The organism is Sphingomonas sp. PP-CE-1A-559 (genome assembly GCF_004340965.1).
Lineage (GTDB): Bacteria > Pseudomonadota > Alphaproteobacteria > Sphingomonadales > Sphingomonadaceae > Sphingomonas.
Window position 1 is genome coordinate 658,129 of the sequence record NZ_SLYA01000002.1, and the last position, 12,536, is coordinate 670,664.

The following is a 12,536-nucleotide window of genomic DNA, read 5'->3' on the forward strand; positions in this document are numbered from 1 at the left end:
TGCAAAACCGCGGTCTGGCCGGTTAGCCCAGCGCGCGCGTGAACAGTCGCGTCAGGCGAGCGGAAAATGCCCGTGCATCGACGGGACGCTCCCCGTCGGCAATCTGCGCTTCGTCGAACAACAGGTGCGCCGCGTCCTCGCGCAGGGCCGTCTCGTCCTCGCCGAGCGCCGCCAGCTTCGCGATCAAGGCTGAGCGCGGGTTTATTTCCAGCACTGGCTTGGCGGCCGGCATCGCCTGGCCGCTCGCCGCAAGGATGCGTTCGAGCTGACGATCCATGCCGCTGTCCGCTGCGACGAGGCAGACAGCGCTGTCGGTAAGGCGCTCGGACGCTCGAACCTCGGAGACGGCATCGGCGAGCGTCGTTTTCACGAACGCGATGAAGTCCGCGACTTCGGGCGTCGTATCGGCGGTCGGCTGTTCGGCACCGTCGATGAGCGGGATCAGTCCGAGGTCGGCAGCGCCCTGCGTGACCGACTTGAACGGCTTGCCGTCATGATCGATGCCCGCCGTCACCCAGAAGCCGTCGACCGAGTCCGGCAGCAACAGCACTTCGATCCCGCGGGCGCGGAAACCTTCGAGCTGCGGGGAGGCTTCGAGCCGGTCGAGATCGGTACCGACCGCGTAATAGATCGCGGTCTGGTTGTCCTTCATCGCCGCGACGTAATCGGCGACCGAACGCCAAGCACCGCCGGACGTCGTGGTCTTGAAGCGTGCGAGCTTCAGTAGCGCCTCGCGCCGCTCGAAATCCTCGTACAGCCCCTCCTTCAGGACCGCGCCGAAATTCTCCCAGATCTTCGCATAGGCCTCAGGGTCGCGCGTCGCGACCTTGTCGAGCTCGCCAAGCACGCGCCCGGTCACGCCCTTGCGGATTGCCGAGAGCATCGGGCTCTCCTGAATCATCTCGCGCGAGACGTTCAGCGGCAGGTCGGACGAATCAACCAACCCGCGCATGAAGCGGAGATAGCGCGGCAAGACTTCTGCATCGTCGGTGATGAAGACGCGTTTGACGTATAACTTCATGCGGCCGTTGCGGTCGGGATCGAACAGGTCGAACGGCTTGGCGCCCGGCACATAGGCGAGCACCGTATATTCATGCAGCCCCTCGGCACGATAATGAAGCGTCAGCGCGGGCTCGTCATACTGGCCGGAGACGCTGCGGTAGAAATCGGCATAGTCCTCCGCGGAAATATCCGCCTTCGGCTTGGTCCACAGCGCGGCACCGTCGGCGATGTCGACCGGCTCGGCATCGGGCTTTTCGCGCAGGGTGATCGGCACCGGGACGTGCCCCGACTGGTCCTTGATGAGGCGCTCGACGGTGAACCGGTCGGTATAGGTGGTCGCGTCGTCGAGCAGGTGAAGTACGACGCGAGTGCCGCGGGCAGGCGCGTCGGCGGTCGGCACGTCGGCGATCGTGTAGGTGCCGAGGCCGTCCGACGACCAGAGCGAGGCGGTGTCCGCGCCGGCGCGACGCGAGATCACATCGACCTTCGATGCGACCATGAACGCGGAATAGAAGCCGACGCCGAACTGGCCGATCAACTGCGCGCCATCCGAACCGCTGGATGCCGCGATCCGATCCATGAACGCCTTGGTGCCCGAGCGCGCGATCGTGCCGAGCGCTTCGCCCATGTCCTCGGTGGTCATGCCGATGCCGTTGTCCTCGATCGTCAGCGTCTTGGCCTCGGGATCGAGCGTGATCGCGATTGCCAGCCGGGTCTCGTCGCCAAGCAACTCGGGCGCGCTCAACGCTTCATACCGCAGCTTTTCACACGCATCAGCGGCGTTCGAGATCAGTTCGCGCAGGAATACGGTCTTATCCGAATAGACCGAATGCACCATCATGTGGAGCAGCCGCGCGACGTCCGCCTCGAAGGCGTGGGTCTCGGGCGCGGACGTCTCGGCAGCGGAAGCGGTTTCGATGGTCATAGGATGTGACAGGTCTCTTGGTAAAATGATCAGTCCGAGAATTGGCTGGAGCACGTACCGAATTCAAGGCCCGCGTGTTCGTACGGGTTATCGCCACAAGATCGTCACCGCGGCGTTAAAGATTTCATTTGCGTTACATGCCAAAGCAATGTTCAATCCGGATCGTCCAGTCAAAAGATGCAACGTGTCGAGATATCGCGTGCAAAGGAACGATCTGTTCTTTTGCGATCGCTGTCTGACGTCCATCGGGGCTGGCGGGGGATGATGATCCTGCAAGGCTGCTGACGGGTTCGATCCGCCGGCAATTCTGATGTTCGGCAAACCCAGGGGGGTGCCGTTTCGGGGGGCCTTGATGACTAGACACGGTGTGATGACACGCAGGACCTTGTTGGGCCGACTTGGCCTGATGGGAGGGTTGAGCGCTACGCTTGGCGCAATGCAGGCTTTGGGTCTTACCAATGGATTGATCGGTACCTCGCAGGCGGAGGGGCTGGCGATGCTGCCGCCGGGGGTCGGCAAGGGAACACATGTCGTCGTGCTCGGGGCTGGGATCGCCGGGCTGACCGCGGCATACGAACTCGAACAAGCGGGCTTCCAGGTCACCTTGCTCGAAGCCCGCGAGCGGGTCGGTGGGCGCGCCTGGACGGTGCGTGACGGCGACAAGATCGAGATGATCGGCGAGCAAACGCAGACTGCCAAGTTCTCCGACGGAATCTACTTCAACGCGGGGCCGGCGCGCATTCCGAGCTTTCACCAAGGACTGATCGGGTACGCGAAGAAGTTCGACGTGCCGCTGGAGGTCGAGGTCAATTCTAGCCGTTCGGCGTACGTGATGGGCGAGAACGGCAGCAAGATCCGGATGCGGACCGCGATCAACGACATGCGCGGCCACATCGCCGAACTGTTGGCGAAGGCGATCAATCAGGGTGCGCTCGATCAGTCGGTGACGGCGGCGGACAAGCAGAAACTCCTGCCGTTCCTCAAGGCATATGGCGACCTCGGTACCGACTATGCGTTTGCGGGCACCGAGCGATCGGGGTTCGGGACGGCGCCGGGTGCGGGCGTCACCTTCTCGTCGGCGGGCAGCGCAGTGCCGATGGACCAGTTGCTGGCGAACGAACGGCTGCCGATGACGCTGTTCGAGGACAACCTCTACATGCAGGCGACGATGTTCGAGCCGGTCGGCGGCATGGACCGGATCCATGCCGGGTTCGATCGCAACCTGCGCCGTCCCGCGATCCGCGGTGCGGAGGTCACGAAAGTCCGTCACACCGCCCGCGGCGTCGACGTCGTCTACCGTGACAAGGCGAGCGGCGTGGTCGACACAGTGACGGCGGATTACATCATCTGCACGATCCCGTTCCCGGTGCTCGCGACGATCGATACCGACTTCTCGCCCGCGTTGAAGAAGACGATCGCCGGGGTGGTCTACGATCACTCGAACAAGGTCGCGTTCGAAAGCCCGCGCTTCTGGGAACGCGAACAGATCTATGGCGGCATCTCGTTCGTCGGCGGCCCGACGACACTGATCTGGTACCCATCGGCAGGGCTGCACTCTGCCCGCGGCATGATCCTGGGCTGTTATTCGTCGGGACCCAATGCCGCCGAGTTTGCCAAGCGGCCGATCGCGGAACAGATCGCCTTTTCGCGTGGGGTGATCGATCGGCTGCATCCCGGGCATGGCGGCGATCTGGTCAATGGCATCGCGGTGAACTGGCACAAGATCCCGTACAGCCTGGGGCCTTGGCCCGACTGGAACGCGGGCAGCGCCAATGGGCGGCAGGAGGGGCATATCGATACGCCCGAGTTTCGCCTGCTCCAGCAGCCCGACGGCCGCGTTTATTTCGCGTCCGCCGCACTCAGCCAAACGCCGGGCTGGCAGGAGGGCGGCATTCAGTCCGCGCAAGGGCAGGTCGTCGCGCTGGCTAAACGCGTCGCGGCGCAGGGCGCCAACCGGGCTGTACTGGGTTCACGCGATGGAAGACGCGCAGCCTAACACCAGTGCCTCAAGGCAAAACGTTGCATATTAGTGACAGTATCAACAATAGTTGTGTATTAAATCTTCGTCAGATCCGAATCAGTTGTCACGCATCTTCCTATAGTCAATCCTGACCAAGGTTAAGGACTTAAGCAAATCAGGGTATGGAACTGCGAAATGGTGTTTCGTGGATCGGGTAACTGTAAATAGATGGCATAAGATCATCGAAGAATATTGAGGATGGCTGAAGGCGCTCAACAATAAGGGGGGAAACCTTATGCGGATCGTTACCAGCATTTCACGCGGCGCACTTATCGTGGCGCTCGCCAGCGCCGGACACATGACGGCCTCCGCGCAAACCGCGTCGGTTACCGTGACCGATCCCCAGACTGGATCATCCGAGATACCCGACGACATCATCGTCACCGGCACGCGCGCGACAGGCATTACCGCGGCCGAAAGCGCTGCCCCGATCAAGGTGCTCGACGCCGAACTCATGAGCCATGTCGGCCAGCCCAATCTCAACCAGGTGCTGACCCAGCTCGTACCGTCGTTTACCGCGCAGGCGTTCGGCGGCGACACCGCCAACCTGACGCTGTCGGCGCGGTTGCGTGGGTTGAGCCCGAACCACACGCTGGTCCTGATCAACGGCAAGCGACGACACGGCACCTCGAACCTCGCCGTCCTCGGCGGACCCTACCAGGGCGCGGCGACCGCCGATCTCGACCTGATCTCGCCAGCGTCGATCAAGCGAATCGAGGTGCTGGAGGACGGCGCCGCCGCCCAATATGGCTCGGATGCGATCGCCGGCGTCATCAACGTCATCCTGAAGGACGACAAGGAAGGCGGCGATGCTTCGCTGACCGCGGGAGAGAATTACGACACCGGCGGCCGCACCTATGGGGGAAGCCTGCACCTCGCGACCAAGGTCGGTGAAAACGGCTTCATCAACGTCACCGGCTTTTACCGCTATCACGACTTCACGCAGGTCGGCGGGCTCGATCGCCGCGTCACCGATATTAACGGCAAGCTGCTGACGAGCGCGACGACGCCGTCGATCACGCCGCTTCAGCAAAGTCTCTATCCGGGGATGTCTGACTTTCCCTACGTGAACAAGATCAGCGGCGATGCGCAGTCCCGCCTCATCAACCTCCAGTATAATTCGGGTTACGATTTCGGCGGTATCGAGGCGTACAGCTTCGGCACCTACTCACGCCGGGTCGCCAGCGCCTATGAGAATGTTCGCGTACCGACCCGCGTGTCGCGCACCGTCGCCGGCGTGACGACCTATTTCGATCCCGAGGGCGATAGCCCGGTCAACGGCTTCTCGCCGCGTGAGAAGATCCGCGAGGAAGACATGGCGTTCACCGGCGGCGTTCGCGGCGACGTCAGTGGGTTCCACTACGACCTGTCGTCGACGTTCGGACAGGACAAGAACGAGATCTATACCGTCAATTCGGCAAACGCCTCGCTCTACGCGGACACCGGCTTTACCCCGACGACCTTCTACAACGGCTTTTTCAAATCGAGCGAGCTGACCGCAAACGCCGACTTCACGCATGAGATCGAAGCGGGCATGGCGGCACCGATCAACCTCGCTTTCGGTGGCGAGTATCGCAAGAACGTCTACGAGATCGGCGCGGGCGATGCTGCGTCCACCTACAAGGAAGGCGGGCAGTCCTATCCCGGTTTCCGCAGTTCGGATGCGGGCGTCAACGGGCGCAATTCGCAGGCAGGCTATGTCGATGTCGCGCTGATGCCGGTCGAGGGCTGGAAGGTCGATGTCGCCGGCCGTTACGAGCATTATTCCGATTTCGGCAGCAAGTTCATCTACAAGGGCACAACCCGCTACGACTTCTCCGATGCGTTCGCGCTGCGGGGTACGTTCTCGACGGGGTTCCGTGCACCGACGCTGGCGGAATCGTTCTACTCCGCGACCAACGTCTCGCCGACTTCCGCGTTCGTTCAGCTGCCGGCCAATTCGGCTGCGGCCAAACTGCTAGGTTTCGCCAATCTGAAACCGGAGAAATCGACCAACTATAGCCTGGGCACGGTCATCCGGCCGGTGCCGCGCCTGACGATCACGATCGACGCGTATCAGGTGAAGATCGAGGACCGTATTCTCGGCACGGGATCACTGTTCGGCGGCGGTGGCGCGACCTCGCCGGTCAACGTCAACTTCCCCGTGGTGACCGCGGCGATCCGTGCGAACGGCAACGTGCTCGATCCGACGGTGACGCAGACCGGCATCAACATCTTCACCAACGGCGCGGATACCCGGACGCGCGGTATCGATGTCGTCGCCAGCTATGCGAGCGATTTTGGCGATTACGGCAACGCCACCTGGACCCTGTCGGGCAACTACAACCAGACCAAGATCACCAAGGTCATGTCGGCACCGCCTCTGGTCAACGTGCTGGGGCAGACGATCACGGTTCCGCTGTTCGACGAGGGCGCTCGCGCCAATATCGAGACCGCATCGCCGCGGGTGAAGGTCATCGGCTCGACCTTCTATTCGATCGACAAGTTCTCGATGACGTTGCGCGGTACGGTCTACGGAAAGAGCTCAGCCCGATACAGCCCGGACGGTGGCAAGTTCTACAAGCAGACGATCGGCACCGCGTTCATCGGCGACGTCGAACTGAATTTCAAGGCGACCGACGACCTGGAGCTGTCGATCGGCGCGAACAACGTCTTCAACAAGAAGTCGCCGACGCTTGGCCTGGTGCCGGGTACGACCAACGCGACCTTGGTCGGCGGCGGCAATCAGCTCGATGCGCCGCTGACGTTCAGCCCGTACGGGATCAACGGCGGCTATTATTATGCGCGCATGAACGTCAGTTTCTAATGTCTGCCGGGCGCCGGAAACATCCGGCGCCCGGTTTCTACGAGGGGATATCCATGACGAAGACTTTTGTTCGATCGCTTGCCCTGTTCGCAGCGCTGGCAGGTGCGTCGGTTGCCGGTGCGCAGGCCCCCAAATCCGGCATCGTCCGCCATACCAATACGCCACCGGGGCTGATCCTGCAGGGTGTCACCGTGCCGGCGGGGGCGAAGATGCTCTATCTCAGCGGACAGTTGGCAGCGCCTATCGATCCGGCGAGCAAGACGCCACCCGTGCAGCTGACGATCGCAGATTTCGGCGATACCAAGACGCAGACGATCAGCGTGTTCACCAAGATCAAGACGATCCTGGCGGCACAGGGCTATGCGATGAGCGATATCATCAAGCTAACCGTGTTCGTCGCGGGCGATCCGAAGCTCGGCGGCAAGATGGACTTTGCCGGCATGAACGATGCGTTCAAGATGTATTTCGGGACGGCGGAGAACCCGAACACCGTTGCGCGGTCGACCGTTCAGGTGGCAGCGTTGGCGGGGCCGGCGTTCCTGGTCGAGATCGAGGCGACGGCGGCGAAATAATTTCGAGCGAAAATGGCCTCGTGTTCGCTTTCGATATCAGGTGTTTGGTCCGGTCGGGCGGTTGGCGGACGGTAATCCGCGACTGGATCGAGGCCAGATCGGATGCGTAACGAATTGACGCTCGGGGCGGTGCGTGGGACGATGTTGCACACATCGGATCGGAGACCGCCATGCTCGTCCCCCCGCTCGTTCACGGACTGATCCTCGCCATCGTCATCGGCATCGTCGCGGGGTTGCGCGCGATGCTGGCGCCTGCCGCGGTAGCCTGGGCCGCGAGCAAGGGGACGTTGCCGTTGCAGGGGACCTGGCTCGCGTTCCTCGGCTACCGGTTCACGCCGTGGATCTTCACGCTGCTCGCGGCCACCGAACTCGTCACCGATCAGCTGCCGTCCACGCCCAGCCGCAAGGTGCCGCCGCAGTTCGTCGCGCGGCTGCTCACGGGCGGGGTATCGGGTGCGGCGGTGGGGTACGGCATCGGCGTGCCGTTGCCGGGGATCGTTCTCGGCATCGTCGGTGCGGTCTTCGGAATTTATGGCGGCTCGGCTTTGCGCGCGCGACTGGCGGCAACGTTCGGCAGCGATCGACCGGCCGCGCTGATCGAGGATGCGGTCGCGATCCTTCTGGCGGTGCTGGTGGTGCTGTCGATCTGATGCGGAATTTCGACGCGATCATCATCGGTGCCGGGCAGGCCGGGCCACCGCTGGCAGGCCGCCTTACCGCCGCGGGCATGACGGTCGCGCTGATCGAGCGGAAGCTGGTCGGCGGGACCTGCGTCAACACCGGCTGCATGCCGACCAAGACCTTGGTGGCGAGCGCCTATGCCGCGCACTTGGCGAGGCGCGCGGAGGATTTCGGGATCGCGACCGGCGACGTCACGGTCGACATGCTTGCGGTTGCGGCCCGCGCGCGCAAGGTCGTGATGGACGCACGATCGGGCAACGAGCGCTGGCTCGAGAATATGGCCGGGCTCACTTTCCTACGGGGCCACGCCCGCTTAACCGGGCCGCGGACGATCGCGGTCGACGGCGAAGAGACGACCGCGCCGCGCATCTTCCTCAACGTCGGTGGCCGCGCGATCGTGCCGGACATGCCCGGTGTCGGCGACGTGCCGCATCTCGACAATACCGACATGGTCGCGCTGGAACAGATTCCCAAGCATCTCGTCGTCGTCGGCGGAAGCTATGTCGGGCTCGAGTTCGCGCAGATGTATCGCCGGTTCGGCGCGGCGGTGACGGTGGTCGAGCGTGGCGAACGCCTGATCGCGCACGAGGATGCCGACGTGTCGGACGCCGTGCGGGGCATATTGGAAGACGAGGGGATCACCGTGCGAACCGGCGCGAACTGCATCGCGTTCGCGCGCCATGCGGACGGCGTCGCGGTATCGGTCGATTGCCAGGCCGGCGATCCGAAGGTGATCGGCAGCCACGTGCTGCTGGCGGTCGGCCGGCGCCCGAATACCGACGATCTCGGGCTCGATCTTGCCGGGATCGCGACCGATGCGAAGGGCTATGTCACCGTCGACGACATGCTGCAGACCAACGTGCCGGGCGTTTGGGCGCTGGGCGATTGCAACGGGCGCGGCGCGTTCACGCATACCGCGTATAACGATTTCGAGATCGTCGCGGCGAACCTGCTCGACCATGACGACCGGACGCTGAGCGAGCGGCTGGTCGGCTATGCGCTCTATACCGATCCGCCGCTCGGCCGGGTGGGGATGACGCAGGCGCAGGCGGAGAAGACGGGGCGGTCGATCCTGGTCTCGAAACGGCCGATGACCCGCGTCGGCCGCGCGGTCGAAAAAGGCGAGACGAAGGGGTTCATGAAGATCGTGGCGGATGCGGATACACAACGGATTTTGGGGGCGGCGATCCTCGGCACCGGTGGCGACGAAGCGATCCACGGGATCCTCGACATGATGAACGCCGACCAGCCGGTGGCCGCGCTGCGCTGGGCGGTTCCGATCCATCCGACCGTGTCCGAACTGATCCCGACGCTTCTGCTCGGGCTCGAACCAGTGGTGCAGACATGAGCGATCTCGGCGCGCGCGACCACCAAATGTTCCCGGTGCTCAACGCGGAACAGCTTCAGACGGCAAAGCGCTTTGCGAGCGGTCCGGCGCGCGTGTTTGCTCCAGGCGAGCAGGTCTATGCGATCGGCGAGCACGGCGTCGCGGCATGGCTCGTGCTCGTGGGAACGATCGACGTCGTCCGTCGCGACGGGCTCAGCCACGAGGCGCCGATCACTACGCACGGCCCCGGGCAGTTGACGGGCGAGGTCAACCAGCTTGCCGGGCGCCCGACGATCGCTGGGGGTACCGCTGGCCCTGCCGGCTGCACCGCACTGCCGTTCGACCCGGCGCACCTGCGCGCGCTGATGGTCGGTTCTGCGGACGTCGGCGAGATCGTGATGCGCGCGCTGATCCTGCGTCGCGTCGGCCTGATCGAGCAGGGCAGCGGGGGGACGGTGATCGTCGGCCTGCCCGACAGTCCCGACGTCGTCCGGCTACAGGGGTTTCTCACGCGGTCGGGCTATCCGAACATCGTCCTCGATGCGGCGTCCGACGACGAAGGGCGTGCTCTGGTCGAGCGGACCGGTGTTGCATCGAGCGATCTACCACTGGTCGTTTGTCCAAACGGTACGGTGCTGAAACGGCCGTCGGATATCGAGGTCGCGGCCTGCCTCGGGATCACGCCCGAGCTTGATCCAAACACCGTGTACGACGTCGCGATCGTCGGTGCGGGGCCGGCGGGGCTGGCGGCGGCGGTGTATGCGGCGTCGGAGGGACTGTCGGTGATCGTGCTCGACGAGCGCGCGATCGGCGGACAGGCGGGGGCGTCGGCGCGGATCGAGAACTATTTGGGCTTCCCGACCGGTATCTCGGGACAGGCGCTGGCCGGGCGTGCATTCAACCAGGCGCTCAAGTTCGGCGCGGAGATCGCGATCCCGTTGACCGTCGAGCATCTCGATTGCGACGAGGATCGGCCCACGGGCGATCCGCTAGCGCTCGAACTGCCGGGCGATCGGCGCGTCCAGTCGCGGACGGTGATCGTGGCGTCGGGCGCGCGGTATCGGCGGCCGGACATCCCAGACCTGGCGGAGTTCGAGGGCGCTGGCGTGTCCTATTGGGCATCGCCGATCGAGGCGCGGTTGTGCGAGGGCGAGGAGGTCGCGCTGGTCGGTGGCGGCAACTCGGCCGGGCAGGCGGTGGTGTTCCTCGCACCCCGCGTGAAGCACCTGCACCTGATCGTCCGCCGCCCGCTGGCCGCGACGATGTCGAAATATTTGATCGATCGGATCGCCGCGCTGCCCAACGTGACGATCCGCGTCGGCACCGAGATCGTCGGGCTGGAGGGCGAGCGCGCGACAGGGCTAACCGGGGCAATCTTCCGCCAACGCAGCGACGGCGCCGAGACGCGGTGCGCGATGCGACACCTGTTCCTGTTCATCGGCGCGGACCCCAATGCGGGTTGGCTGAAGGGCTACGTCGATACGGACGAGAAGGGGTTCATCGTCACCGGCGCCGCCGCGCTGCCGTTGCAGACGAGCCGCGCGGGCGTGTTTGCGATCGGCGACGTCCGCGCCGGATCGACCAAGCGCGTCGCGGCGGCGGTAGGCGAAGGCGCGGCGGTGGTCGCGCAGATCCACACGGTTTTGGCGGACATGGCGGAAAGGCATGCGGAATGAGCTACGGTTGCACGCATATGGAGACGATCCGCGACGTGACGCCGAGCGCGAAGGGGTGCGAGGAGTGCCTTCGGATCGGCAGCGAATGGGTGCATCTGCGGCTGTGCCGGGAATGCGGTCATGTCGGCTGTTGCGACGACTCCCCGCACCGCCACGCGACCGCACACTTCCACGCGACGCGGCATCCGATCATCGAGGGCTATGACCCGCCGGAGGGCTGGGGCTGGTGCTTCGTCGACGAGACGATGGTGGACCTGCCGGACCAGACGCCGCAGGTGGGGCCGATCCCGCGGTATGTTTGAGGCGTTGCGGGGAGAGAATCCTGCCGCAGCGGCGATGCCCGATCCGCCTCACGACGACGCTCCCGTGCTGGAGAGAGAAAAGGTCACGCCAACCAACCACCACACCTCCCCGGCGAAGGCCGGGGCCCAGTTGGTATGACCCAAGTGGCATAGCACGAACTTACATCAGCGACGTTTCCCAACTGGGCCCCGGCCTCCGCCGGGGAGGTGCTGCGAATGTGGGCGCCGACCAAGCCAAGCGAAGGTGCTGGCGAGTTTGAACCTCGGGACGTTGTCGAACGGGCACAGCTACGACGCGGCGATCATCAGTCCGCTCAACCACATATCCCAGCGCTCTTGCCTCGCCGCAAACGGACAGGTAGCCGACGCCATCGGTAAAGGCGTGAGTGATCGAAATGCGGCGTTTTATGATCGGCTTCGTAGCGATTGCGGCCTTGGCGACTGCAGGAACGGCGCAGCCAGCGAGGCGGCAGGTTCAGCGCACCGAACCGGGACCGAAACCGGGCCTCGTTCGCGTCCGCATCGTCACCTCCGAAGGCCCGATCTTGCTGGCGCTCGACGCCCGCCATGCGCCGAAGACGACCGCGAATTTCCTCGCCTATGTCGATGACGGTCGGTTCGACGGGACCGACTTCTATCGCGCGAGCCGCCAGAAGTCCGCGCCGAAGCTTGGTTTCATCCAGGCGGGGATCCGCACCGATGCGCGACGAATACTTCCGCCGTTCCCGCTCGAGACCACCGCGATGACCGGGATCAAGCATCTCGACGCGACGATCTCGATGGCGCGGGGGATGACGCCGGCATCAGCTGGCGGGAATTTCTTCATCACGGTCGGCCCGGCGTCGGCGATGGACGCACGTGCGGGCTATCCGGGCTATGCCGCGTTCGGACACGTCGTCGCGGGAATGGACGTGGTGAAGCGCATCCTCGCCAAGCCGACCGGCGGCGGGATGGATGCGTTCAAGGACCAGATGATCCTGAAGCGCGTGGCGCTTGTGAGTGCGCGGCGATTGGATGGCGTGGCCAAGCCGACGGGGCTGCCGCGGGCGTGGCTGATCAAGACGGGGCCGCAGCGGCGGAAGTGAGGGGTGGGTGATCTGGACCTTGCATAGCACATGGACTGTCCGACTCTTACTTTAGTCCGAGGAAGCGTTGGTCCCATTGCAGGCTTCTGTCGCAAACTCGGTCGCCGTCGACGTGCACCGCCCCGGCGAAGGCCGGGGTC

General features: G+C 64.4%; 9 protein-coding genes. 8 read left to right on the top strand and 1 reads right to left on the bottom strand.

The window, feature by feature from the left end; all coding sequences use genetic code 11:
• Positions 1–22: 22 nt before the first annotated feature.
• The gene (gene htpG, locus C8J42_RS08495) at positions 23–1,927 is read right to left on the bottom strand and encodes a molecular chaperone HtpG (protein WP_133019642.1); all 1,905 of its coding nucleotides are present in this window, start codon (positions 1,925–1,927) and stop codon (positions 23–25) included.
• 463 nt (positions 1,928–2,390) lie between these two features.
• Here htpG and C8J42_RS08500 point away from each other — a divergent pair, with 463 nt between their 5' ends.
• The 8 genes from C8J42_RS08500 (at position 2,391) to C8J42_RS08535 (ending at position 12,396) form a co-directional block, all read left to right on the top strand.
• Complete coding sequence (locus tag C8J42_RS08500) at positions 2,391–3,923, top strand: flavin monoamine oxidase family protein (protein ID WP_165895461.1); 1,533 nt, start codon at positions 2,391–2,393, stop codon at positions 3,921–3,923.
• Between the two features lie 259 nt (positions 3,924–4,182).
• Positions 4,183–6,753, top strand: a complete 2,571-nt coding sequence (locus tag C8J42_RS08505) for a TonB-dependent receptor (protein ID WP_133019644.1) — start codon at positions 4,183–4,185, stop codon at positions 6,751–6,753.
• Positions 6,754–6,806: 53 nt separating this feature from the next.
• The gene (locus C8J42_RS08510) at positions 6,807–7,325 is read left to right on the top strand and encodes a RidA family protein (RefSeq protein WP_133019645.1); all 519 of its coding nucleotides are present in this window, start codon (positions 6,807–6,809) and stop codon (positions 7,323–7,325) included.
• 170 nt (positions 7,326–7,495) lie between these two features.
• Positions 7,496–7,975, top strand: coding sequence for a DUF4126 domain-containing protein (locus C8J42_RS08515; RefSeq protein WP_133019646.1), 480 nt, complete (start codon positions 7,496–7,498; stop codon positions 7,973–7,975).
• The gene (locus C8J42_RS08520) at positions 7,972–9,354 is read left to right on the top strand and encodes an FAD-containing oxidoreductase (protein WP_207897103.1); all 1,383 of its coding nucleotides are present in this window, start codon (positions 7,972–7,974) and stop codon (positions 9,352–9,354) included. The genes C8J42_RS08515 and C8J42_RS08520 overlap by 4 nt, the downstream gene beginning before the upstream one ends.
• The gene (locus tag C8J42_RS08525) at positions 9,351–11,009 is read left to right on the top strand and encodes an FAD-dependent oxidoreductase (RefSeq protein WP_133019648.1); all 1,659 of its coding nucleotides are present in this window, start codon (positions 9,351–9,353) and stop codon (positions 11,007–11,009) included. Before C8J42_RS08520 ends, C8J42_RS08525 begins: the two co-directional genes overlap by 4 nt.
• Positions 11,006–11,311, top strand: coding sequence for a UBP-type zinc finger domain-containing protein (locus C8J42_RS08530; protein WP_120300145.1), 306 nt, complete (start codon positions 11,006–11,008; stop codon positions 11,309–11,311). Before C8J42_RS08525 ends, C8J42_RS08530 begins: the two co-directional genes overlap by 4 nt.
• Before the next feature lie 395 nt (positions 11,312–11,706).
• Positions 11,707–12,396, top strand: a complete 690-nt coding sequence (locus C8J42_RS08535) for a peptidylprolyl isomerase (RefSeq protein ID WP_243644203.1) — start codon at positions 11,707–11,709, stop codon at positions 12,394–12,396.
• Positions 12,397–12,536: the final 140 nt, after the last annotated feature.